Genomic DNA, 22,146 nt, shown 5'->3' with positions numbered 1-22,146 from the left:
GAGAAACATCCTGAGGAGGGAAAAGACCCTCCTACCGCGGTAGGAGGGCCGTGCTCGGAAAGGCGTGCTCAGCGGCGCTGGGCGGTCACCCGCTCCGAAGTGATGCGGCGTTCCTGGGCGGCCGAGTCGGGATTGGCGACCTGGACCAGCGAGGCGCCCGCGGCCAGCACCGCGACGAAACCGTCGACCAGCTCGGCCGGGGTGTCCCAGGACGCGGTCGACAGCACCCGGTCCTCGGCGGTGAAGCCCTGGCGGGCAGCGGATTTGCGGGCCTCGTCGAGGACGGCGGAGACCGAGGTGCCGTCGAGCGCGCAGCCGATGCCGCGCGGATGGAACTGGTCGCCGTGCACGCGCACCGAGGTGGCGTAGTCGGTGACGCCGATCGGCAGATCACGCACCGGCATGCCCATCGGATCCAGGGAGAGGGCCGCGACCTCCGCGATCCCGTCGGCCTCGTCGATACGGTCGGCGGTGACCAGTGCCAGCTCGGCGTCGGGATCGGCGTGCAGCACCACCTCCGCACCCGCCCACCAGCAGCCCAGCAGCACGGCCGCGGTCTGCCAGTGCGCCGGGAGCAGCACCGCGACCCGGGCGCCGGAGGACAGCCCGAACTCGTCGCGAATCATATTGGCGGTCTTGGCCGCCCAGTTGGCCAGCGTCAGCGCGGACAACTCGATCCGCGCGCCGGTGGCGTCGTCGTAGTAGGTGATGCGCGGGCCCGCGGGGTCGCGGGCGAGGATGGGGTCGAGTACCGCTTCGGTGAGGGTCTCGTTCAGTTCACGCATTTCGGTCCGTTCGTACCGGCGTCGATGGGTGGGGCGGGCGGCACCGGCGTCGCGGTCGTACTGCTTCCGGAGAAGTCGAAGGTGGCGCTGCCGGTCGCCGAACCCGGACCAGCGTAGTCAGTCGCCAGCACCACGCGAACCGCCCCCTCGGGCAGTCCCGACTCCGCCATCACCGGCAGCCCGCCCAGCGCCTGCGCCACCGCCCGCGCCCTGGCGTCGCCGCCCGAGGCCGCCAGCACCCGGCTGCTCTGGATCGGGCCGCCGATCCAGTTGTCCACCGTGCCGGTGCGGAAACCCTTGGCCGCCAGCGCCTGTGCCGCCTGCGCGGCCAGGCCGGCGGTGCCCGAGGCGTTGTAGACGTCGGCGGTCACCGTGGACGGGTCCACCCCGCCCTTGCTCGGGGCGTCGTCGCCACCGACCGCCTTGGCCACGTACCTGTGCACCGCCGCCGGATCCACCCGGACCACGGATTCGCCATTCTCGGTCCAGCCGTTGAGGTCCTTGACCGGGATGGTCTCGAACTTCACCTGGCCGCCGGACAGGTCCTGCAGCTCGTGCAGGAAGCTGAGCACATCCCAGCCGTCGTCGAGCACGACGGTGCGGCCGACGGCATCGCTGAGATCCTTCAACCGGCTCGGACTGGTGAGCGTCCTGGCGCTGAGCACCTGGTGCACCAGCTGCGCCATGTACACCTGCTGGCGCACGATCCGGTCCAGATCGCCGCGCGGCAGCTCGTGGCGCTGGCGCACGAAGCTCAAAGCCTGTGCGCCGGCCAGCTTCTGCTCCCCGGCGGGGAAGTCCGCGCCCGAAAGCGGTTCGTCCACCGGATTGTTCAGGCACACCTCGACACCGCCGACGGAATCGGTGAGCAGTACGAACCCCACCAGCCCGACCTCGGCGTAGTGGTCGACGGTGATGCCGGTGAGGTTGGCCACCGTCTTGACCAGCGCCTGCCGCCCGGCCGCCGTCGACTGACGGTCGGCCTCGACCGGATCGGTGCCCTTGTCCATCAGTTTCTGCTGCGTGGTCGCCTTGGTGACGCCGTAGGCGGAGTTGATCTTTCCCATGCCCAGGCCGGGGATATCGACATAGGAGTCGCGGGGGATGGAGATGGCGGTCGCCGAGCTGCCGTTGTTGGGCACCCGGATGAGCACGATGGTGTCGGTGTTGAGCCCGCCCTCGCCGTCGTCGCCGGCGTGCAACATGGCCAATTCACGGGAGGTGAGCGAGTTTCCGTGGGCGTCGGTGCGGGAGTCGATGCCGACCATCAGGATGTCGGTCGCGCCGTCGGCCTTGTCGCCGCCGAGCCCCAGATTGCCGATCCGCTCGATGCCCGACACCAGCTGATCCACGCTGTGCCAGCCCAATCCGGTCACCGTCAGCACCAGCGCCGAGATCACGGCGGTCAGCACGCGGCCCGGACCGCCGGGCCATCGCTCGCGCGATTCCGTGCCGGAGCGCGGCGGTAGCGGCGCGGATGCCCAGATGCGGTCCGGCAACCCGATCTCCCTTTCGCGTCTTCGGCCGAGCGGACCCCGATGAGCGAGGTCGCATCGATGGAAATGCCCCCGTCAGTCAGGCTAGTGGCGGTAGCCGTGATGTTGCCGTATCGCCGGCTCCGTGAGTCGTGTGGGGTCCGTGCCAGACTGACAGCCGTGACCGCCCATGACGTGAGCCCGACCACCGGCCGACCGCGCCCGGATTCCGCGCGACTGCTGGTGACGGGCGCGCGTGGTCAGCTCGGGCGCGCCGTGATGACGCTCGCGCCCGGCGCGCGTGGCGTGGCCCACACCGATCTCGACATCACCGACGCCGATGCCGTGCGCATGCTGGTGAATCCCGGTGACGTGCTGATCAACTGCGCCGCCTACACCGCCGTCGACCGGGCCGAGACCGACGTGGACGCCGCCTTCGCGGTGAATGCCACCGGGCCGGGCGTGCTGGCCCGGGTATGCGCCGAGAATGGTGCGCGGCTGATTCACGTCTCCAGCGACTACGTCTTCCCCGGCACCGGCACGCATCCGTATGAACCGGACGATCCGACCGGACCGGCCACGGTCTACGGACGGTCGAAACTGGCTGGGGAGCAAGCGGTTCTGGAGTTCGCGCCCGATGCGAACATCGTGCGCACCGCCTGGGTCTACACCGGCGCGGGCGCCGACTTCGTGGCCACCATGCGGCGGCTGGAACGCGAGCGCGACACCATCACCGTGGTGCGCGACCAGATCGGCTCACCCACCTACGCGCCCGATCTCGCGGCCGGCCTGCTGGAACTGGCGGGCCGGCCCGGCAATCCCGCTACACCCCGAATCCTGCACGCCACCAATGCCGGACAGGCCAGTTGGTTCGAGCTGGCCCGGGCCGTCTTCGCCGGCCTCGGCGCGGACCCGGAACGCGTACTGCCGTGCGGCACCGAGGATTTCCCGAGACCTGCTCCGCGCCCGGCGTATTCGGTCCTTTCGGACAATTCATGGGCTGCCGCGGGCCTGTCGCCGCTGCGTCACTGGAAGCAGGCACTGAACGACGCACTGACCGCCATCTCCGACTATCCTGGGCCCCCGTGAGCCCCTCGGATTCTGTCGGACAACCCCCCGCCGCGGAGAAAAAACCGCAGCTGGCCGTTGTCACGGTGACCTACTCGCCCGGCGAGCACCTGGAACACTTCATCAGCACGCTGGCCACCGCCACCGGTGAGAAACCGCAGGTCATCCTGGCCGACAACGGCTCGGTGGACGGCACCCCGGAAATGGCCGCCGAGGCCAACGCCCATGTGCGCCTGCTGCGCACCGGCGGCAATATCGGCTACGGCGGCGCCATCAACCGCGCGGTCGCCGAGATCGACCCGGACATCGAATTCATCGTCATCGCCAACCCGGACGTGCGCTGGGGTACCGACTCCATCGACGAGCTGCTGGCCGCGGCCCGCCGCTGGCCGCGGGCCGGCGCCCTGGGCCCGATGGTGCTCGAGCCGGACGGCAGCACCTACCCGTCCGCGCGCTCGGTGCCCGGCATCGCCGACGGCGCCGGCCACGCCATCCTGGGCAGCATCTGGCCCAAGAACCCGTGGACCCTGCGCTACCGCCAGGACAACGAGGAGATCTCCGAGCGTTCGGTCGGCTGGCTGTCGGGCTCGTGCCTGCTGGTGCGCCGGGCCGCCTTCGACTCCATCGACGGTTTCGACTCTCGCTACTTCATGTACATGGAGGACGTCGACTTCGGTGATCGGATGGGCAAGGCCGGCTGGCACAATGTCTTCGTGCCGTCCGCGGAGGTCACGCACGCCAAGGGGCATGCCGCGGGTCGTCACCCGGAGACCATGCTGCCCGCGCACCACGCCAGCGCCTATCGTTTCCAGGCCGACCGGCATCCGCACTGGTGGCAGGCTCCGCTGCGGGTTGCGCTGAAGGCTGGACTTGCGATCCGATGCCGGCTTGCGGTTCGATCCGCACTGCGCGAACGTGATCGAAACGAGAGTGTTTAACATCGCGGGCGCGCATTCCCGACAACCTGACAGCAGGGGAGAAGATGGCGAACAGCGGTAGTACCGCCGGGTCGACGGACGCGGTGATCCTGGTCGGAGGCCAGGGCACCCGCCTGCGTCCGCTGACCTTGTCCGCCCCCAAGCCGATGCTGCCCACGGCCGGACTGCCGTTCCTGCAGCATCTGCTTGCCCGCATCGCCGATGCCGGCATCACGCACGTGGTGCTCGGCACCTCCTACAAGGCGGAGGTGTTCGAGGAGCACTTCGGTGACGGCTCCGACCTCGGCCTCGAGCTCGAATACGTCACCGAGACCGAACCGCTGGGCACCGGCGGCGGCATCCGCAATGTGCTGCCCAAGCTGCGCGCCGACACCGTCCTGGTGTTCAACGGCGACGTGCTCGGCGGCACCGACCTCGGCAGCGTCCTCGAGACCCACCACACCTCCGGCGCGGATGTCACCCTGCATCTGGTGCGGGTGAGCGACCCCCGCGCCTTCGGTTGCGTCCCCACCGACGAGAACGGCCGGGTCACCGCGTTCCTGGAGAAGACCCAGGATCCGCCGACCGATCAGATCAACGCGGGCTGCTACGTCTTCCGCCGCGAGTACATCGAGAAGATCCCCGCCGGCCGTCCGGTCTCGGTCGAGCGGGAGACCTTCCCGTCCCTGCTCGCCGAGGGCGCGCACATCCAGGGCCACGTGGACATCTCCTACTGGCGTGACATGGGCACCCCCGAGGACTTCGTCCGCGGCTCGGCCGACCTGGTTCGCGGCATCGCCCCGTCCCCGGCTCTGCCGGGCCAGCGCGGCGAATCCCTGGTCCACCCCGGTGCGGGTGTCGCCCCGGGCGCCCTTCTCATCGGCGGCACGGTCGTAGGCCGCGGCGCCGAGGTCGGCGCGGGCGCCCGCCTCGACGGCGCGATCCTCTTCGACGGCGCGCGCGTGGAAGCCGGTGCCACCGTGGAGCGTTCGATTATCGGCTTCGGCGCCCGCATCGGCCCGCGCGCCCTGGTCCGCGACGCCGTCATCGGCGACGGCGCCAACGTCGGCGCCCGCTGCGAACTCCTCCGCGGTGCCCGCATCTGGCCCGGCGTCGACATCCCCGACGGCGGCATCCGCTTCTCCACCGACGTCTAGCCTGGCGCGGAAAGCGATCGGCCGTCCATCCTCCGAGGATGGACGGCCGATCGCTTTCGCGGAGTTCGATATTCGTCAAGGCGATCGAACGATCGCGCCGAACCGGTACCCACGGGCGATCACCCGATGGTGGTCTGCGATCACTCCGAAGAGAGTGCGGACAACAGGGATTGGCCGCGCGGCGTGAGCCGGTAGACGACATTCCGGCCGGTCCGGGCGCCGGCGATGATGCCCGCGTCGCGCAGCACCCCGAGGTGCGCGCCGACCGTGCCGAGCGAGATGTCGAGCAGCGCGGCCAGCTGCGTGCTGGTGGCGGGGGCCGTGAGTTCGCGGGTGACCCGGGCACGGCCCGGCCCGAGCAGCGTGGCGAGCGGGTCGGATTCGGTGGTCGCCGCGGGGGCGGCGGTGCCCCGGGCCTGGTAGACGAGCGCGTAGGCGGGCGGGTTGTCGCAGGTCCACCAACCGCCGGGGGTGGTGCGGGGCACGAAGATCAGGCCCTCCTCGGTGATGTCGAGGTCGGGGTAGTCCTGATTGCTGAAGCGGATGGCGGTGTCCGCGGCGGACCAGATGGGTTTGGCGCGCAGCGAGGCGATGGCCTCGTGCCAGCCGTGGTCGGCCACCAATCCGGCGCGAAAGGTGATGTCGCGGTCCAGGATCGCGCGCCGGCGCGCCCAGTCCGGGGCGACCAGAGTGGTCCACGCGTGCTCGAAGACGGCGGCGATCCGCGGCCCGAGGCCGTCCAGCGCCAGCCAGCCGGTGTCCGGTTCCGCCCAGCACGCCATCAATGAATCCCGGACCTCGGCCCGCACCCGATCGTCGGAATAGGCCGCCACCGCGGCCAATTCGTCGGCCAGGCGGGTGCTCATCCCACCGGTCGGCGGGATGGCAACGAAGGACGGGAACCATTTGGTGGCGGCGACCAGCGGCACCAGGCCGGCGACCACCGGATCGCGATCCAGCCACTCGGACAGGGCGGGCCGCAGCCGGGCGTGCCGGTCGGAATAGGCCGGATCGGTGTTCGGCCGGTGCAGGGCGATGAGCGTGCCGAGCGTTTCGGCCAGGGGCGACAGGGCGAAGCGGCACCGGGTCAACGCGACCGCGTTCAATCTGAGCAAGGTCATCGTTTCGCCTTTCTCCGAAGCGTTAGCCTAGCGAGCCCCCGCCTGAGGAATATCGGAGCGTGGTCTCGCTCTCTGCTCACCCCCGCCTGTCCCCGCCCTTCCGGCGTTTCCTGCTGATTCGCGCGATCTCGCTGGCGGGGAGTGCGATGACTCCGGTGGCCCTCGCGCTCGCGGTGCTCGGGGTGTCGGCGCGGGTGGGGGATCTGGGGATTGTGCTTGCGGCGCAGGTGATTCCGCAGATCGGGTTGCTGCTGGTCGGCGGGGTGGTGGCCGATCGGTGGTCCCGGAGGTCGGTGCTGATGGGGGCCAGTCTGTGTGCGGGGGTGACGCAGGCCGGGGTGGCGTCCGTGCTGATCAGCGGGCACTACAGTCTGCCGCTGATCGCAGGGCTCGAGCTGGTCAATGGTGCGGCGAGCGCGTTCACCGCGCCCGCGCTGCGCGGGATCGTGCCGGAACTGGTCGCGGATGATGCTCTGCAACGCGCGAATTCGCTGTTGGCGGGGACCCGGAACGCCACCAAGATTCTCGGGCCGACGGCGGCCGGGGTGCTGGTGGACACGGTCGGCGGAGGCTGGGCCATCGCGGTGGACGCCGCCAGCTTCCTCGTCGCCGGGGCCCTGCTCACCCGGTTGCGGGTCGCTCCGGTCGCCGCCCCGGCGCGGACCGGGTTGTGGCGGGAGCTGCGGGCCGGGTGGCGGACCTTCCGGGGCATCCGCTGGGTGTGGGTGATCACGGTGGCGTTCTTCCTGATCAACCTGCTCTATGCCGGAGTCTGGCAGATCCTCGGCCCGGCACTGACTCGGCGGCGGGCCGGTGACGCGGCCTGGGGGCTGGTGCTCGGGGTGCGGGCGCTGGGACTGTTCGCCATGAGTGTGGTGATGTACCGGCTCACGTTCCGATATCTGTTGCGCGCCGGACAACTGCTCGGGGTGTTCGGCGGATTCGGCCTGCTGGCACTGGGTTTCGGCGCGGGCCTGCCGGTGCTGCTGGGGTGCGCCTTCCTGGCCGGGGTGGGATTCACCGCCCTGGACATCGCCTCGGAAGTCTCACTGCAGCAGCATGTTCCGCGTGACATGCTCTCGCGGGTCACCGCCTCCGGCGATCTGCTGTCCTATGCGGCGATCCCGGTCGGGCAGCTGGCGGTGGGCCCGCTGACCGCCCGCTTCGGTGCGTCGCCGGTGGCCCTGGTGGGCGGATTCGCCTTCGTCATGGTGTCTCTCGCGCCGCTGCTGGTGTCCGAGGTTCGTGACCTTCCCGGGTAGGGGCGGGTCAGCGCTCCCACTTGCCGGGGTTGAGGTGGAACTGGACCAGGGCGGTGGCGTGGCCGTGGCCCAGTTCGTGTTCGGTCTTGAGCCAGTTGACCAGGTCCTTGTGGCCGCTGAGGCCGGTGGTGGTCAGTGCGGCGAACCATTCGTCCACGGGGCGGCCGTATTTGGCCTCGATGGAGGGGAAGTACGAGGCCGGGCCGTGGGGTTTGGTGGTTGCCATGATCATCTCCTTGCGCTGTGGTGTCGAAGGGATCGACGGTGCGGCGCGGGCGAATTCATCGCGGTGTGACGTGGGTCATGCGGTGACGGTGCGGCCCGCGGTGGCGGTGCGCTCGTTCACCAGGAGCAGGCCGGTGGCGGCGACCAGGGCGGCGGTCACGCCGTGGACACCGAAGGCCATGGCCGTCGAGCCGTCGTGGCGCAGGATGGTGAGCATGTCGCCGGTGGGGATGGTGGCCATGACCAGCATGACGATGCCCAGTGCGTACCGCTGGCGGGCGGCGAGCAGGGCCACGATGAGCAGCGCGCAGGCCGCGTCGCGGACGCCCTTGACGTTCAGGAAGTCGGCGGCTTCGCCGGTCGGGGAGACCCGCATGCCGAAGGTGGGCGCCGTGGCCTGCGGGTCGGCCAGGTAGCGGAAGCCGATGTAGCCGATGAAGCCGGCTCCGGCGACGGCGAGGGTGGTGGCGATGCGGGAGGTGAGTCGCGAGGTGATCATGTTCGATGCTCCAAATTCTAGCGGCGCTAACTGATGAAGCAACGCTAAATCATTCATCGGTAGCTTGTCTAGCGGTGCTAGAGTTTTCCTCATGAGCGTCATCCAGACCCGTAAGGAACGTGAGCGCGCCGAGCGCCGGCAACGCATCGTCGACACCGCCCGCGAGATCGCCGAGAGCGACGGCTGGGACGCGGTCACCGTGCGTAAGCTCGCCGAGCGCATCGAATACAGCCAGCCCGTGCTGTACAGCCATTTCGCGGGGAAGGACGCCATCGTGTCGGCCGTCGCCGAGGCGGGCTGCACCGAATTCGGGGCGGTCGTCAAGCAACTGCGCGCCTCCGCCGACACCCCCGAAGAGGCGCTGCGTGCGGTCGCCCAGGGCTTTCTCGACTTCGCCCGCGACAGCGCCGCCCTCTACGACGCCATGTTCCTGCTGCACACCGACCTGAAGTTCGGCCCCGAAGCGCCACAGGCGTTGAAGGACGCCTTCGGCGAGCTGCTGCAGACCTTCGCCCCCTTCGCCCCGCCGCACGATCCCGAGACCTTCACCGAGGTCGGCTGGAGCAGCCTGCACGGGCTGGCCACCCTGGATCGCAGTGGCCGCCTGCGGCCCGGCTTCCGGGACCAGCGGCTGGAAATCCTGGTCGCGCAATGGGTTCGCGGTGACTGACCGCACGGTTGCGCCACCAGCGGCCGTGCCCGGCCTACGCTGAATTCATGGCTGACGCGGTGGTGGTCGGATCCGGGCCCAACGGGCTGGTGGCGGCGGTGATCCTGGCCCGGGCCGGGCTCGAGGTGGAGGTGTATGAGGCCTCCGACCACATCGGCGGCGGCTGCCGCACCGGCGAGGTGACCCTGCCGGGCTTCCATCACGACCTGTGCGCGGGCGCGCATCCCATGGCGGTGGCGTCCCCGGTCTTCCGGGCCTTCGATCTGAAGACGCACGGCGTCGAACTGCTCACTCCGCAGGTGTCCTACGCGCATCCGCTCGACGGCGGGCACGCCGGTCTGGCCTGGCTCGATCTCGACCGCACCGCCGACGGCCTCGGGCGCGACGGCGGTTCCTGGCGACGGCTGTTCGGCCCGCTGGTGCGCAAGTGGGAGGACCTGGTCGGGCTGGCCATGTCGGACCTGCGGCATCCGCCGATCGACCCGGCCGGCCTGCTGCACCTGGATCCGGGCATCGAACTGCGCTTCGCCCGCCGGCTGCTCGAACAGTCGACGCCGCTGTGGAACATGCGTTTTCGCGAGGACATCGCACCCGCTCTGCTGACCGGCGTGGCCGCGCATGCCATCCGGCCCCCGCGCGGTGTTCCGGGCGCGGGTGTCGCGATGCTGCTCGGCACCCTCGCCCATGTGAGTGGCTGGCCGGTCCCGCGCGGCGGCAGCCAGGCCATCGTGGACGCGCTCGCCGATGATCTGAAAACCCATGGCGGCCATATCTTCACCGGCCACCGCGTGGATTCCCTCGACGAATTCGACGAGGTCCGGACCGTGCTGCTGGATGTCGCGCCCGCCGAACTCCAGCGCATCGCGAACCTGCCCGCCCGATACAACTTCGCGCTCAACAGGTTCCGCTACGGCGGCGCGGCCTGCAAGGTGGACTTCGCGCTCGCCGGACCCGTCCCGTGGCAGGCCACCGGCTGTGATCGTGCCGGCACCCTGCACCTGGTCGGCAGCCGCGCCGAGGCCGTCGCCGTCGAGAAGGTCGTGGCCGCAGGGCGTCACGCCGACCGCCCCTACGTGCTGGCCATCCAGCCCGGCGTCGTCGATCCGACCCGGGCCCCGGAGGGCAAGCACACCCTCTACACCTACGCCCACGTCCCCAACGGTTCCGCCGAGGATCTCACCGAGGCCGTCACCGCCCAGGTCGAACGCTTCGCCCCCGGCTTCCGCGACCTCGTCCTCGCCACCCATGTCCGCACGGCCGCCACCATGCCCGCCCACAACCCGAACTACATCGGCGGCGACATCTCGGCGGGCGCGATGACCTTGCGTCAGACCGTCTTCCGCCCCGCGCCCCGCTGGAATCCGTACTCGACCCCGCTACCCGGCGTCTACCTGTGCTCCTCGGCCACCCCGCCCGGCCCGGGCGTGCACGGCATGAACGGCTACTACGCCGCCCGCCATGCCCTGCGCACCGAATTCGACGTCCGCACCGACCCCCTCGAACTACTCACCGACCACTGGCGCATCTGATTGCTACGCTCCGGGGCATGGCCGGATATTCGGGCACGCCCCTGCCGCGCAAACTCGGCATCAAGGCCGAGAGCCGGGTGCTGCTGGCCGGTGCGCCAGTAGGTTTCGAGCTCGGCGAACTGCCCGGCGGGGTCGAGGTGCATCGTCGCGCGGGCGCCGGGCCCTACGACGTGATCCTCGGATTCTGTCCGGACCGCGCCACCCTGACGCGCCGGTTCCCCGGGTGGCGGCAACGGCTGGCGGTCGACGGCGGCCTGTGGCTGGCCTGGCCCAAGAAGGCGAGCGGCGTGCCCACCGATCTCGGTGAGAACGCCGCTCGGGAATACGGTTTGGCTCAGGGGCTGGTCGACAACAAGGTCGCCGCCATCGACGACACCTGGTCGGGATTGCGATTCGTCATCCGCCTCGCCGATCGATAGGTGACAACTGATTTCGCGCCGGTCAGGGTAACTCGTCGGGTACCCCCGAAATTGGTCGGGCTTCCAGCCGCCGGCACGGGTTCCCAACTGTCAACGGCACCTGAGCCGTCCGCTGAAGGCTCGGGGAGGCGGGGCAGTGCGTCCGCTAAACGCTCGGGGAGGCGGGGGAGTGCGTCCGATACAGATCCGGCTCCAGGTAGATGACCCGGGCGGCCGGGACCTCGGCGCGCACCCGCGCCTCGGCGTCGTCGATCGCGGTGGCGATATCGGCGATCGTCAGGCCGGGCACGATGGAAACCTTTGCGGCCACCAACATTTCCTCCGGGCCCAGATACTGGGTGCGCAGGTGGATGACCCGGTCGATGTGCCGGTCGTCGACCAGCGCGGTGCGGATCGCGGCGTCCTCCTCGGGCGTAGCGCCCTCGCCGATGAGCAGGCTCTGCATCTCGATGATGAGGATGACGGCGATGGCGCCGAGCAGCAGGCCGATGGCCAGGGTGCCCACGCCGTCCCACACCGGATCGCCGGTGATCATGGTCAGGCTGATGGCCGCGAAGGCGAAGATCAGGCCGATCAGCGCGCCCGAGTCCTCCAGCAGCACCACCGGCAGCTCCGGATTGCGCGAGTTGCGGATGAACCGCCACCAGCTCGAATTGCCCTTGAGCGGCTTGGATTCCCGCATGGCCGTGATGAAGCTGAAGCCCTCCAGGCAGATGGCGAGGCCGAGGATGACGATCGCGACGATCGGATTGGACAGTTCCTCGGGATGCTGGATCTTGTGGATGCCCTCCCAGATCGCGTACAGCGAGCCGAGCGCGAAGATGACCAGCGCGACCACGAACGAATAGAAGTACCGGTTGCGCCCGTAGCCGAACGGGTGCAGCTGGTCGGCCTCCCGTTCCGCGCGGCGCTGGCCGAGCAGCAGCAGCCCCTGATTGGAGGTGTCGGCCACCGAGTGCACGGCTTCGGCCAGCATGGACGCCGATCCGGTGATCGCCGCGCCCACGAATTTGGCCGCCGCGATACCGGCATTCGCGCTCAGCGCCGCCAGGATCGCCTTCTTACCGCCGCCCGCAGACAATGAACCGCCCCTTCCCGAATCTATGTCCGTTTTGTCCTAAAACGCCTTCGACCGGGAGAGCCTACTAGAGCCCGGGTCGTCACTCCTCGCCGACGGCTGCGCAGAACAGCTGCGCCGAGCCGTCCGCGTCCCCGGCACCGCGCTCGTCCACCGCGATCGCCTGCGCGCGAATTCCCCCGTCGGCAGCCGAGATCCACGCCGCGTGCCCGCGTTCCACGATCAGCTCGTGATTGCCCTGGGACAGCTTCACCCGCCCGTGCGTGACCAGCGCGATCCCCGGCCCCGACTGCAGCACCGGTACCGGCTCGGCCCCCGCGGCCAGTTCGAAACGGCTGAGCGCGAATTCGGGCGCGGGCGTGTGATAGCGGAACACGCTGTCCGACACCCGCTCCGCCGTCAGGACCGGCAGGTCCAGCGGCTCGAAGTCCAGCACCCGCAGCAGCTCCGGTACATCCACGTGCTTGGGCGTGAGCCCGCCGCGCAGCACATTGTCGGAGTTGGCCATGATCTCCACGCCCACCCCGCGCAGGTACGCGTGCAGATTCCCGGCGTCCAGGAACAGGCCCTCGCCGGGCTCCAGGGTGATGCGGTTGAGCAGCAGCGCCGCCAGCACCCCGGCGTCGCCGGGATACGCCTCGGCGAGCTCGAGCGCCGTGCGCACCTCGGCCACGAATTCCTTGCCGGCGCCGCCGCTCCGGGCCTCGGACAGATACCGCACGCAGCCGTCGAGCACCTTGGGCAGCAGCATGCTCAGACTGCCCTGCGGCAGCGCGATCCAGGTGGTGAACAGCGTGCGCAGCCCCGCCGAGTCGGGCTGGGCGGCAAGCAGTTCGGCATACTGGCTCAGTTCCGGCACGTCCAGGGCATTGAGCAGCCGCACGGTCTGACGCGGATCGCGGAATCCGGCCAGCGCCTCGAAACGGTGCAGCGCCACCACGAGTTCGGGCTTGTGGTTCTCGTCGCGGTAGTTGCGCATGGGGGAGTCGATGGCGACCCCGTTGTGGTTCTCCCGCGCGAACCCGGCCCGGGCCTGTTCGGTGCTGGGATGCGCCTGCAGCGAGAGCGGTTCCTCGGCGGCCAGGATCTTCAGCAGGAACGGCAGCCGTCCGCCGAATTCGCCCGCCACCGGCCCGAGTTCGTGCTGCGGGTCGGCGCTGACCAGCTCCAGCAGGGATTCGCTGTGCCCATTGATCTGCACCCGCGCCGGATCGGCGGGATGCGCGCCGAACCAGAGTTCGGCCTCCGGGTGCGCGGAGGGGACCGGTCGTCCGCACAGCTGAGCGAGCGCGGTGCGCGAACCCCAAGCGTAGGAACGCAGCGCACCAACGAGTTCGTGCACTAGTAATTGCCCCCGTCGTAGCGTCCCGGTCCGGTGGCCGGGCGGGAACCGAGTAGTCGGAGATAGGCGGCCGCCATCTCCAGCCGAAGTGCGAGTACCGCAAGCTTTTCCAGCTCACCACCCTGGACGGCGGGCATGGTCTGCCCCTCCGCCTCGGCGGCAACGGTGGCCGCGGCGGCCACCTCGGTGTCCACGGTGATCAGGTCGGTGTCGACGAGCCCGGCGTCGGAACCGAACACGGCCAGCCGCCGGCGCACCGTCACCTCGTCCGGATCGGCGCTCACCACGAACACCCGCACCTGCTCCACCGGCGCCGGCCCGTCCAGCTGCTCGTCGTGGAACAGCGGATCGAATCCGGGGGCGGCGACCCCGGCGGCTGCGACCAACCGGCCGTGCGCCGCAACGGCTTCCGAGAGCGTGACCGCGGCGGCGGTCTGCCCGGCCGTGGCCAGCAGCACCTCGGCGCCGTGCTCGGCGAGCACGGCGGCGGCGCCGGAATCACCGGCCAGCACCAGGCGCTTGCGCTGCTGCATGCGAGTGGCCAGGGTCTTGGCGGGATTGTGGAAGGCCTCGTGCTGCGGCCCGTCGCGCAGCGCCTCCTCGTCGAGCAGATCTGCGAGAGCGTTCAATTCGGGCACCAGCGGCCCGATGCGGTGCGGGTCGATAGTGGTCAGCACGGCCAGGCCCGCGGCCAGATAGCGCAGCATGCGGTTGTGGTCGAGGACCCGCACCCGCGGCGCGAGAACGGTGGCACGCCCGGCGGCGGCCGCCCGGATGGGTCCCTCGTCCGGCGCGGCCACGACCACTTCGGCACCCCGTCGAAGCGCTCGGTCCACCGCTTCGGCCAGCCGCGGATCACCCGCGTCGTCGCCCGCCACCAGCACCACGTCCAGCGGCCCGACCCACGGCGGGATCGAAGTCGCCGGTACCAGCGGCATACTCGTGCGGTCACCGAGGGCCGCGATCAACAGCGTCGCCGCGCGTGCGGCGCGCCCGCTGCCCGACACCAGGACCAGACTGCGGGGCCGCAGATCGGTCAGCCGGGTCAGCGCATCTTCGGAAAGTGCCGCGGCGGTTGCCCTTACCTGGGCTCCCCCCGACGCAGCGGAGCGGAGTACACCCCCGGCGTCAGCCGCCTCCAGCGAGGCGACGTCATCGAGGTCGATTACCGGTGTCCCAGCGATCATCGGGCGTTGCCACCTCCCCTCATCGGGTCACCACACGCTGGTGAATCCAAGCTCTGTGATTCCACTATTCCAGTCAGGCGCGGACGATGCTCAGGATCTCGGTTACGAGTGCGTCTACTTCATCCTGCGAACGCGCCTCGACGTTGAGTCGCAGCAGCGGTTCGGTATTGGAGGCGCGCAGGTTGAACCACGCGCCGTCGGCCAGCTGCACGGTCACGCCGTCCAGCCGGTCGACCGATTTCGCCCGTTTGCCGAAGGCCTCGAGCACGGCCAGTACCCGCTCCTGCGCGTCCGCCACCGTCGAATTGATCTCCCCGGAGGCCGCGTACGTCGAGTACGCGGAGGCCAATTCCGACATGGGCCGGTCCTTCTCGCCGAGCGCGGCCAGCACGTGCAGGGCCGCGAGCATGCCGGAGTCGGCGCCCCAGAAGTCGCGGAAGTAGTAGTGCGCCGAGTGCTCGCCGCCGAAGATCGCGCCGGTGGCCGCCATCTGCTGCTTGATGAACGAGTGGCCGACCCGGGTGCGCACCGGGGTGCCGCCGAGCTCGGTCACCAGCTCCGGCACCGCCCGGGAGGTGATCAGGTTGTGGATGACGGTCGCGCCCGGTTCCTTGGTCAGCTCGCGCTCGGCCACCAGGCCGGTGATGGCCGACGGCGAGACCGGGTCGCCCTTCTCGTCCACCACGAAGCAGCGGTCGGCGTCGCCGTCGAAGGCCAGGCCGAGGTCGGCGCCGGTCTTGCGGACGTGGTCCTGCAGATCCACCAGGTTCTTCGGATCCAGCGGATTGGCTTCGTGATTGGGGAAGCTGCCGTCGAGTTCGAAGAACAGCGGCTCGACGGTGTATTGCGGCAGCGTGCCCAGCACGGCGGGCACGGTGTAGCCGCCCATGCCGTTGCCGGCGTCCACCGCGATGCGCAGCGGGCGCGAACCGCTCAGGTCCACCAGCTTGTGCAGGAAGTCGGCGTAGGCCGAGAGCAGGTCCTCCCGGGTCTCGCCGCCGCGCGGCCCGTCGAAGGCCGGGACGCCCGCGACGACCTCCTCGGTGATGGTGGCCAACCCGGTGTCCTGGCCGACGGGCAGCGCCTTGGCGCGGCACAGCTTGATGCCGTTGTACTTGGCGGGATTGTGGCTGGCGGTGAACATGGCCCCGGGGCAGTCCAGGTGGCCGGAGGCGAAGTAGAGCTCGTCGGTGGAGGCAAGACCGATGTGCACCACATCGAGTCCCTGGGCGAGCACGCCGTCGGCGAAGGCGGCGGCCAATTCCGGTGAGGAGTCGCGCATGTCGTGACCGATGACGATGCGCTGGGCGCCCTCGCCACGCATCAGCCGGGCGAAGGAACCGGCAACGTCCCGGACGAAGTCCGCGTCGATCTGTTCGCCGACAACTCCGCGAACGTCGTATGCCTTGATGACTGCTTGAACTGACTCGGCGGACCGGGCGACTGTCATGGCCCCCACCCTAGTGGCAGAGTCCGGCAACGCGAGACTTCCCCTGCCCCTGCTGTCTGGACAACTGATTTCGTGGGGCGAGGGTAACTCGCCGGATACGTCCAAAATTGGTGACGGCACCCAACCGCCGGCTCGGATTGCCATGGATCACGGCTCCCGGCTGCCCGCTCAAGATTCGGGGAGGCGATCCGGCGGGTCCGGTAGGACGCGTAGATGGCCGCGTCTGCCGGTGCGACCCGCGCGGGTCGGGCGCTGCGGGGCGGGAGCGTAGTCGGTGTAGCCGCGCGGATCGGGTTCCGGTGTGCGGCGGCGCAATCCGGCCTCGCGGACGGCCTCGGCGAGCGCGGTGAGATCGTCGTCATCCGGGGTCGAGGAGGAAAACCCGCCCTCATGGCGGACCAACTCCCATCCCTTGGGCGCGGTGATCCGGGAAGCATGCGTTTCACACAGGTCCCAGGAGTGTGGCTCCGCCACCGTGACCAGCGGACCCACGACTGCCATGGAGTCGGAGTACACATAGGTCAGCGTCGCGACGGCCGGGTTCTTGCAGCCTGGACGGCAGCAACGACGCATGGGGATCACGCCAAGCAGGGTAACCCCCCTCACGCCCTCGTGGACACAGACACGCTCAATGAAGCCCGTCTCACTCGTGCCACGAGGGCCTCGGGTAGCTGTGCGCTTTCGTGCCGCGGGCGCGTCGCCACGGCCCCCGGAATGCGGGTCGCGCGGTCTCCGGAACGCCGTCGCGGCGGGCCGCCGCACCGGCCGCGCGGCCGGGCGAGCCGGGTGCGCACACCCGCCCGGGGTAAGGGTTAGATTCAAGGTATGACCCGTTCACGTAAGAGGCGGCCGCCCACCGCGCGGTCGGTCATCCGCCGCGGGCGGGGTGTGCGCGGGCCGATGCTGCCGCCGACCGTGCCCGCCCGGCGCACCCGGGGACAGGAGTTCGACCGCCTGGTGCTGGAGGCCTTCGCGCCGCTGGAGACGCGCTGGCACGAACAGCTCACCAAGCTCGACATCGCTGTCGACGACGTGCCGAAAATCCGTCCGCTGCACCCGGATTCGGTCACCTGGCCGGAAGAGGTGGTGGCCGACGGCCCGGTGCCCCTCTCCCGCCTGATCCCGGCCGGCGTGGATCGCTACGGCATGGCCACCCGCGCCCGCGTCGTGTTGTTCCGCAAGCCGTTGGAGCTCCGTGCCGGGGACCCCGACGACCTGGTCGACCTGCTGCGCGAGGTCCTCGTGCAACAGATCGCGACCTACCTGGGCGTAGAGCCCGACATCATCGATCCCGACCCGGAGTAATCGGAATCCCACCGCCTACCCCGAACTACGTTTCGCAACAACTGATTTCGTAAGTCCGGGGTAACTCGCCGGGTACGTCCAAGGTGGTTTCGGCACCCAACCGCCGGCACGGGTTGCCAACGGTCTACGGCTCCCAATCCGCCCGCTAAAGGCGCGGAGAGGCGGGGAGGGGAGGGGAGCTAGCTGATGCCCCGTTTCAAGCGGCGGCGTTCCCGCTCGGAGAGTCCGCCCCAGATGCCGAAGCGCTCGTCGTTGGCCAAGGCGTATTCGAGGCACTCGTCGCGGACCTCGCAGCCCATGCAGATGCGCTTGGCCTCGCGGGTGGAGCCGCCCTTCTCCGGGAAGAACGCCTCCGGGTCGGTCTGAGCGCACAGCGCCCGTTCCTGCCACTGTTCGGCCTCGGTCATCATGCGACCGTTGCGCGAGAAAGTGTCGTACATATCCTCGGCACCGGTGACGATCAGGCTCAGCCGCGGCGGTTCGGGCTGGTAGGCGGCTCGCGCCCACTGTCCGCCCCCCGGTCGCGCAGTCGTCATCGGTTCACCCCCCTCGTATCCGTTCCGTTCGTCGGCGCAGAAGTCAGGTGCTGCGCCAGTCGTGGAATCGGTTTGCGATACACCGCCCGGAATGCCCGACGGGGCCAGCTCTTCGGCCATCGCTCCGCCTCCTCACTGTGTGTTAGCGCAGAATGATTAATCCGTCGGAGCCGATCCCACCGACGGCCCAACACCGCGGCGTAGTCCCGCGGCCATCCCCGAGCTTGACGCCACTCCGGTGCGAACGCTTGTTCGAAAACCCATCCGCGCCTTGCACTCTCACGCGGACCCGGAATGACATGCCTGTGATTAGACACGCCGGGAGCGGCGATGGTCAAGCTGCCGAAGCGATTCCGTTACCATCTTCGACCCCGCCGGGAAGCGTTCCCGCAGTTCAAATAGCAAATTCGCAGCAAATGAGCTGCCGGACGACTTTCCGCTTCGAACGCATAGGCTGTGCGGATGTGACTCGAGAACAAGCGGACACCGCGCCCGGCACCGGCCTCCGGATCGCCGTCCTGGTCGGTGGAGTCGGCGGCGCGCGGTTCCTGACGGGGGTGCGCGAACTGCTGCCCGGAGCCGACACCACGGCCATCGTCAATGTCGGCGACGACGTGTGGATGCACGGGCTGCGCATCTGTCCTGACCTGGACACCTGCATGTACACCCTGGGTGGCGGCATCGACCCCGAGCGGGGCTGGGGGCACGCGAACGAGACCTGGAGCGCCAAGGAGGAGCTGGCGAAATACAAGGCTCAGCCCGATTGGTTCGGGTTGGGTGACCGGGATATCGCCACACATCTCATTCGCAGCGAAATGCTGCGTCAGGGATACCCGCTCTCGGCGGTCACCGAGGCGCTCTGCAATCGGTGGCAACCGGGTGTGAAACTGCTTCCGGCAACCGACGACCGCTGCGAAACACATGTCGTAATCGGTGACCCGGAGAACCCTGGCGAACGCCGCGCGATCCATTTCCAGGAGTGGTGGGTTCGATACCGGGCGAACGTAGAGACCCATGGATTCGTGACTATTGGGGCAGATGCTGCGAAACCGGCCCCGGGTGTGATCGAAATCATAGATTCAGCGGATGTGATCCTGCTCGCTCCGTCGAACCCCGTCGTGAGCGTGGGTGCCATCCTCTCGGTTCCGGGCATTCGGGGCGCACTGCGCACCACGGATGCCAAGGTGATCGGACTGTCCCCGGTGATCGGCGGAAAACCATTGCGCGGCATGGCCGATGAGTGCCTGTCGGTGATCGGTGTGGAGACCTCCGCCGAGGCCGTCGGCACCTACTACGGCGCGCGCTCGGGCACCGGCATTCTCGACGGCTGGCTCGTGCACACCGGCGACACCGCCGACATTCCGGGCGTCGAAGTCCGGAGCGTGCCGCTGCTCATGACCGACCCGGCCGCGACCGCCGAGATGGTTCGCGAAGCCCTCGACATCGCGGGAGTCAAACCGTGACAACGGATTCCATCGAAGCGCTGGGCGATCACGCGTCCGGCGGCGAACTGCGCATCCTGCCGATTCCGGGCCTGCCGGAATTCCGCCCGGGCGACGATGTCGCCGAGGCCATCGCGGCACAGGCGCCGTGGCTCCAGGACGGTGACGTGCTGGTGGTGACCAGCAAGATCGTCGCCAAGGCCGAGGGTCGCATCGTGCCGGTGCCCGGCGACCCCGAGGAACGCGACGCCGCGCGCCGGCAACTGGTACTCGACGAGTCGGTGCGGGTGCTGGCACGCAAGAACCGCACCCTCATCACCGAGAACCGGCTCGGCATCGTGCAGGCCGCCTCCGGAGTCGACGGCTCCAATGTGGAACAGGGCGAACTGGTCCTGCTGCCGGAGGATCCGGACGCCAGCGCCAAGGCGCTGCGCACCGCGCTGGCCGACCGCCTGGGCGTGCAGGTGGCCGTGGTCATCACCGACACCATGGGCCGGGCCTGGCGCAACGGCCAGATCGACGCCGCCATCGGGTCGGCGGGCATCCGGGTGCTGCACGACTACGACGGCGCGGTCGACGGGCAGGGCAATGAACTGCACGTCACCCTGGTCGCGGTGGCCGACGAGCTGGCCGCGGCCGCGGACCTGGTGAAGGGCAAGCTGGGCGGCGTCCCGGTCGCGGTGGTGCGCGGGCTCGACTACACCGACGACGGATCCACCGCCGGAGATCTGCTGCGGCGCGGCGAGGACGATCTGTTCTGGCTGGGAACCGGCGAATCCGTCGAGCTCGGCCGCAAACAAGCGGTGCCGCTGCGGCGTTCGGTGCGCCGGTTCGCCGAGACGCCGGTGCCGCCGGAGCTCATTCGCGAGGCCGTCGCCGCCGGGCTCACCGCGCCCGCGCCGCACCACACCCGACCGGTCCGCTTCGTCTGGGTCCGCAAGCGTGGCCTGCGCGAGCAGCTGCTCGAGGCCATGGCCGAGAAGTGGCGCGCGGACCTGACCGGTGACGGCCGCACCCCGGAGAGCGTGGAGAAGCGGGTCGCGCGCGGGCGCATCCTCTTCGACGCCCCCGAGATGATCATCCCGTTCTGTGTGCCCGACGGCGCGCACGACTATCCGGACGAGCGCCGCCGCGCCGCCGAGCAGACCATGTTCACCGTCGCGGTGGGTGCGGCCGTGCAGGGCCTGCTGGTCTCACTGGCCGTGCGGGGCGTGGGCAGCTGCTGGATCGGATCGACCATCTTCGCGCCCGAGGTCACCCGTGACGTGCTGGGCCTGGAGGCGGACTGGAATCCGCTGGGCGCCATCGCCATCGGGTACCCGCTCGAGGAGATCGCCCCACGCGAGGCTCGCGAGCCCGGCCTGGGGCTGGTCGAGCTGTGAGCGCGGAGTCGCTGCACAAATCGGCGACCGAATTGCTCGAGACCTGGTCCCCGGCAACGGGTCCGGAGCGCTCCATCCGGGAGGCCATGCTGGCCTTCCTGGGTTCCGCGCCGCGCGGCTGCCTGCGCGAGCACGCGGCCGGGCACATCACCGCCTCGGCCATCGTGTTCTCCCACGACGAACGCGAGGTGCTGCTGACCCTGCACCCGCGGGTGGGCCGCTGGATCCAATTGGGCGGGCACTGTGAGGAATCCGACGATTCGGTCGCGGCGGCCGCCTTCCGTGAGGCGACCGAGGAGTCCGGCATCGACGGGCTGGTGCTCGAGCCCGGCCTCTACGGTGCGCAGGCGCACCCCATCACCTGCTCGCTGGGCGTGCCGACCCGGCACCTGGACCTGCTGTTCAAGATCAAGGCGCCGGAAGGCGCTGTGCCGGTGCGCAGTTCGGAGTCGACCGACCTGCGCTGGTGGCCGGTGGACGGGCTGCCCGCCGATTCCGACGTGCTGGTGCGCTGACACACGGCCGTGCTGTCGCATTGTGCGGTACGCGGGGTTCCGGACGCCGGAATCCCCGTGTTACTGTCCGCTACGTACACGTTCTCAGGGCGGGGTGGAATTCCCCACCGGCGGTAATGGCATCCGGGCCGATCCGGAGCGCACGAGCCCGCGAGCGCCACAGTGTCTCTCATCGGCAGTGTGGGTCGAGCAGATTCCGGTGTGATCCCGGAGCCGACGGTCACAGTCCGGATGAAAGAGAACGCGGCACCGGCACGTCCGCACCGCTGGACGGGCCTGTTCGCGTCTTGCCCTGGGTGACATCGCGAACAGGAGGAATCCCCATGTCACCCACTTCCACTCGCATCGCCCTCGTCGCCGCGCGCTGGCACAGCGACATCGTCGACAAGGCCGTCGCATCTTGCCGGGCCGGGCTGCTCGAGCGCGGTTACACCGAGGTCGACGTGATCGAGGTGCCCGGTGCGTTCGAAATCCCGTTGCAGGTCAAGCGTTTGGCCACCCGCGGCTCCTACGCCGCCGTCGCGGGCTGCGCGCTCGTCGTGGACGGCGGCATCTACCGGCACGACTTCGTGGCCTCGACCGTCGTCGACGCGCTCATGCGGGTGCAGCTCGAGACCGATGTGCCGGTGTTCTCGGCCGTGCTGACCCCGCACCACTTCCACGAGCACGGCGAGCACCTGGCCTATTTCGCGCGGCATTTCGAGGTGAAGGGCGCGGAGCTGGCCAATGCCATCGCCGCGACGCTGGCCCTGGACGCGGTCGGCGCCTAGACAACGCCTAGA

Annotated in this window: 23 protein-coding genes and 1 riboswitch; of the genes, 12 read left to right on the top strand and 11 right to left on the bottom strand. The window is 69.6% G+C overall.

From position 1 onward, the window contains the following. Positions 1-68: 68 nt before the first annotated feature. Both ACQP1O_RS35940 and ACQP1O_RS35935 read right to left on the bottom strand, forming a co-directional pair. Positions 69-785, bottom strand: a complete 717-nt coding sequence (locus ACQP1O_RS35940) for a TIGR03089 family protein (protein WP_433562784.1) — start codon at positions 783-785, stop codon at positions 69-71. Next, complete coding sequence (locus ACQP1O_RS35935) at positions 773-2,197, bottom strand: LCP family protein (RefSeq protein ID WP_433567905.1); 1,425 nt, start codon at positions 2,195-2,197, stop codon at positions 773-775. Before ACQP1O_RS35935 ends, ACQP1O_RS35940 begins: the two co-directional genes overlap by 13 nt. A 234-nt stretch (positions 2,198-2,431) precedes the next feature. Here ACQP1O_RS35935 and rfbD point away from each other — a divergent pair, with 234 nt between their 5' ends. Genes rfbD through ACQP1O_RS35920 form a run of 3 tightly spaced genes read left to right on the top strand, consistent with a single transcriptional unit; the run spans position 2,432 to position 5,402 of the window. After that, entirely contained in the window at positions 2,432-3,349 is a 918-nt protein-coding gene (rfbD, locus tag ACQP1O_RS35930; protein WP_433567904.1) for a dTDP-4-dehydrorhamnose reductase, read from the top strand. Further along, a complete protein-coding gene (locus tag ACQP1O_RS35925) occupies positions 3,346-4,266 on the top strand; it encodes a glycosyltransferase family 2 protein (RefSeq protein ID WP_433562783.1) in 921 nt (306 codons plus the stop codon). The genes rfbD and ACQP1O_RS35925 overlap by 4 nt, the downstream gene beginning before the upstream one ends. A 44-nt stretch (positions 4,267-4,310) precedes the next feature. Continuing rightward, a complete protein-coding gene (locus ACQP1O_RS35920) occupies positions 4,311-5,402 on the top strand; it encodes a sugar phosphate nucleotidyltransferase (RefSeq protein WP_402768636.1) in 1,092 nt (363 codons plus the stop codon). 140 nt (positions 5,403-5,542) lie between these two features. Here ACQP1O_RS35920 and ACQP1O_RS35915 read toward each other — a convergent pair whose 3' ends face one another. Next, the gene (locus ACQP1O_RS35915; protein ID WP_433562782.1) at positions 5,543-6,523 is read right to left on the bottom strand and encodes an ArsR/SmtB family transcription factor; all 981 of its coding nucleotides are present in this window, start codon (positions 6,521-6,523) and stop codon (positions 5,543-5,545) included. 59 nt (positions 6,524-6,582) lie between these two features. On the opposite strand from ACQP1O_RS35915, the gene ACQP1O_RS35910 reads away from it, so the two are divergent. Further along, complete coding sequence (locus ACQP1O_RS35910) at positions 6,583-7,785, top strand: MFS transporter (protein WP_433562781.1); 1,203 nt, start codon at positions 6,583-6,585, stop codon at positions 7,783-7,785. 7 nt (positions 7,786-7,792) lie between these two features. On the opposite strand, the gene ACQP1O_RS35905 is transcribed toward ACQP1O_RS35910, so the two are convergent. Continuing rightward, positions 7,793-8,011, bottom strand: coding sequence for a DUF4287 domain-containing protein (locus ACQP1O_RS35905; protein WP_433562780.1), 219 nt, complete (start codon positions 8,009-8,011; stop codon positions 7,793-7,795). Positions 8,012-8,086: 75 nt separating this feature from the next. Continuing rightward, on the bottom strand, positions 8,087-8,509 hold the full coding sequence (locus tag ACQP1O_RS35900; RefSeq protein WP_433562779.1) for a DUF4267 domain-containing protein: 423 nt from the start codon (positions 8,507-8,509) through the stop codon (positions 8,087-8,089). A gap of 91 nt (positions 8,510-8,600) precedes the next feature. Here ACQP1O_RS35900 and ACQP1O_RS35895 point away from each other — a divergent pair, with 91 nt between their 5' ends. From ACQP1O_RS35895 to ACQP1O_RS35885, 3 genes are read left to right on the top strand one after another with little or no spacing between them, the layout of a single operon-like run. Further along, positions 8,601-9,179, top strand: a complete 579-nt coding sequence (locus tag ACQP1O_RS35895; protein ID WP_433562778.1) for a TetR/AcrR family transcriptional regulator — start codon at positions 8,601-8,603, stop codon at positions 9,177-9,179. Between the two features lie 47 nt (positions 9,180-9,226). After that, complete coding sequence (locus ACQP1O_RS35890) at positions 9,227-10,708, top strand: phytoene desaturase family protein (protein ID WP_433562777.1); 1,482 nt, start codon at positions 9,227-9,229, stop codon at positions 10,706-10,708. Between the two features lie 17 nt (positions 10,709-10,725). Continuing rightward, positions 10,726-11,127 (top strand): hypothetical protein, encoded by a 402-nt coding sequence (locus ACQP1O_RS35885; protein ID WP_433562776.1) that lies wholly within the window; start codon positions 10,726-10,728, stop codon positions 11,125-11,127. A gap of 145 nt (positions 11,128-11,272) precedes the next feature. Here ACQP1O_RS35885 and ACQP1O_RS35880 read toward each other — a convergent pair whose 3' ends face one another. From ACQP1O_RS35880 to ACQP1O_RS35860, 5 genes are all read right to left on the bottom strand, one after another. Continuing rightward, a complete protein-coding gene (locus ACQP1O_RS35880) occupies positions 11,273-12,208 on the bottom strand; it encodes a cation diffusion facilitator family transporter (RefSeq protein ID WP_433562775.1) in 936 nt (311 codons plus the stop codon). 79 nt (positions 12,209-12,287) lie between these two features. Next, positions 12,288-13,547 carry a mannose-6-phosphate isomerase, class I gene (gene manA, locus ACQP1O_RS35875; RefSeq protein ID WP_433562774.1) on the bottom strand — a complete coding sequence of 420 codons (1,260 nt, stop codon included), beginning with the start codon at positions 13,545-13,547 and terminating at the stop codon, positions 12,288-12,290. Further along, the gene (locus tag ACQP1O_RS35870; protein ID WP_433562773.1) at positions 13,547-14,734 is read right to left on the bottom strand and encodes a tobH protein; all 1,188 of its coding nucleotides are present in this window, start codon (positions 14,732-14,734) and stop codon (positions 13,547-13,549) included. The genes manA and ACQP1O_RS35870 overlap by 1 nt, the downstream gene beginning before the upstream one ends. A 73-nt stretch (positions 14,735-14,807) precedes the next feature. Next, the gene (locus ACQP1O_RS35865) at positions 14,808-16,184 is read right to left on the bottom strand and encodes a phosphomannomutase/phosphoglucomutase (protein WP_433562772.1); all 1,377 of its coding nucleotides are present in this window, start codon (positions 16,182-16,184) and stop codon (positions 14,808-14,810) included. Between the two features lie 168 nt (positions 16,185-16,352). Continuing rightward, the gene (locus ACQP1O_RS35860; protein WP_402768749.1) at positions 16,353-16,757 is read right to left on the bottom strand and encodes a DUF3499 domain-containing protein; all 405 of its coding nucleotides are present in this window, start codon (positions 16,755-16,757) and stop codon (positions 16,353-16,355) included. A 252-nt stretch (positions 16,758-17,009) separates the two neighbouring features. Here ACQP1O_RS35860 and ACQP1O_RS35855 point away from each other — a divergent pair, with 252 nt between their 5' ends. Next, positions 17,010-17,489: a metallopeptidase family protein gene (locus tag ACQP1O_RS35855; protein WP_354833925.1), complete on the top strand. Its 480-nt coding sequence runs from the start codon at positions 17,010-17,012 to the stop codon at positions 17,487-17,489. A gap of 179 nt (positions 17,490-17,668) precedes the next feature. On the opposite strand, the gene ACQP1O_RS35850 is transcribed toward ACQP1O_RS35855, so the two are convergent. Next, positions 17,669-17,929, bottom strand: a complete 261-nt coding sequence (locus ACQP1O_RS35850) for a WhiB family transcriptional regulator (protein WP_433567903.1) — start codon at positions 17,927-17,929, stop codon at positions 17,669-17,671. Between the two features lie 560 nt (positions 17,930-18,489). Between ACQP1O_RS35850 and cofD the strand changes: the two genes are divergently transcribed. From cofD to ACQP1O_RS35830, 4 genes are all read left to right on the top strand, one after another. Beyond that, positions 18,490-19,488 carry a 2-phospho-L-lactate transferase gene (cofD, locus tag ACQP1O_RS35845; protein ID WP_433562771.1) on the top strand — a complete coding sequence of 333 codons (999 nt, stop codon included), beginning with the start codon at positions 18,490-18,492 and terminating at the stop codon, positions 19,486-19,488. Continuing rightward, positions 19,485-20,849, top strand: a complete 1,365-nt coding sequence (locus ACQP1O_RS35840; RefSeq protein ID WP_433562770.1) for a coenzyme F420-0:L-glutamate ligase — start codon at positions 19,485-19,487, stop codon at positions 20,847-20,849. Before cofD ends, ACQP1O_RS35840 begins: the two co-directional genes overlap by 4 nt. After that, a complete protein-coding gene (locus ACQP1O_RS35835; RefSeq protein ID WP_433562769.1) occupies positions 20,846-21,364 on the top strand; it encodes an NUDIX hydrolase in 519 nt (172 codons plus the stop codon). The genes ACQP1O_RS35840 and ACQP1O_RS35835 overlap by 4 nt, the downstream gene beginning before the upstream one ends. Before the next feature lie 76 nt (positions 21,365-21,440). Next, positions 21,441-21,611: riboswitch (FMN riboswitch) on the top strand. Positions 21,612-21,687: 76 nt separating this feature from the next. Further along, positions 21,688-22,134 (top strand): 6,7-dimethyl-8-ribityllumazine synthase, encoded by a 447-nt coding sequence (locus tag ACQP1O_RS35830; protein WP_364607442.1) that lies wholly within the window; start codon positions 21,688-21,690, stop codon positions 22,132-22,134. The last annotated feature ends 12 nt before the right edge of the window (positions 22,135-22,146 follow it).

Source organism: Nocardia sp. CA-151230 (genome assembly GCF_050942175.1).
GTDB lineage: Bacteria > Actinomycetota > Actinomycetes > Mycobacteriales > Mycobacteriaceae > Nocardia.
Note: the sequence above shows the minus strand (reverse complement) of the source record. Positions and strands in the feature narration are given on the sequence as shown.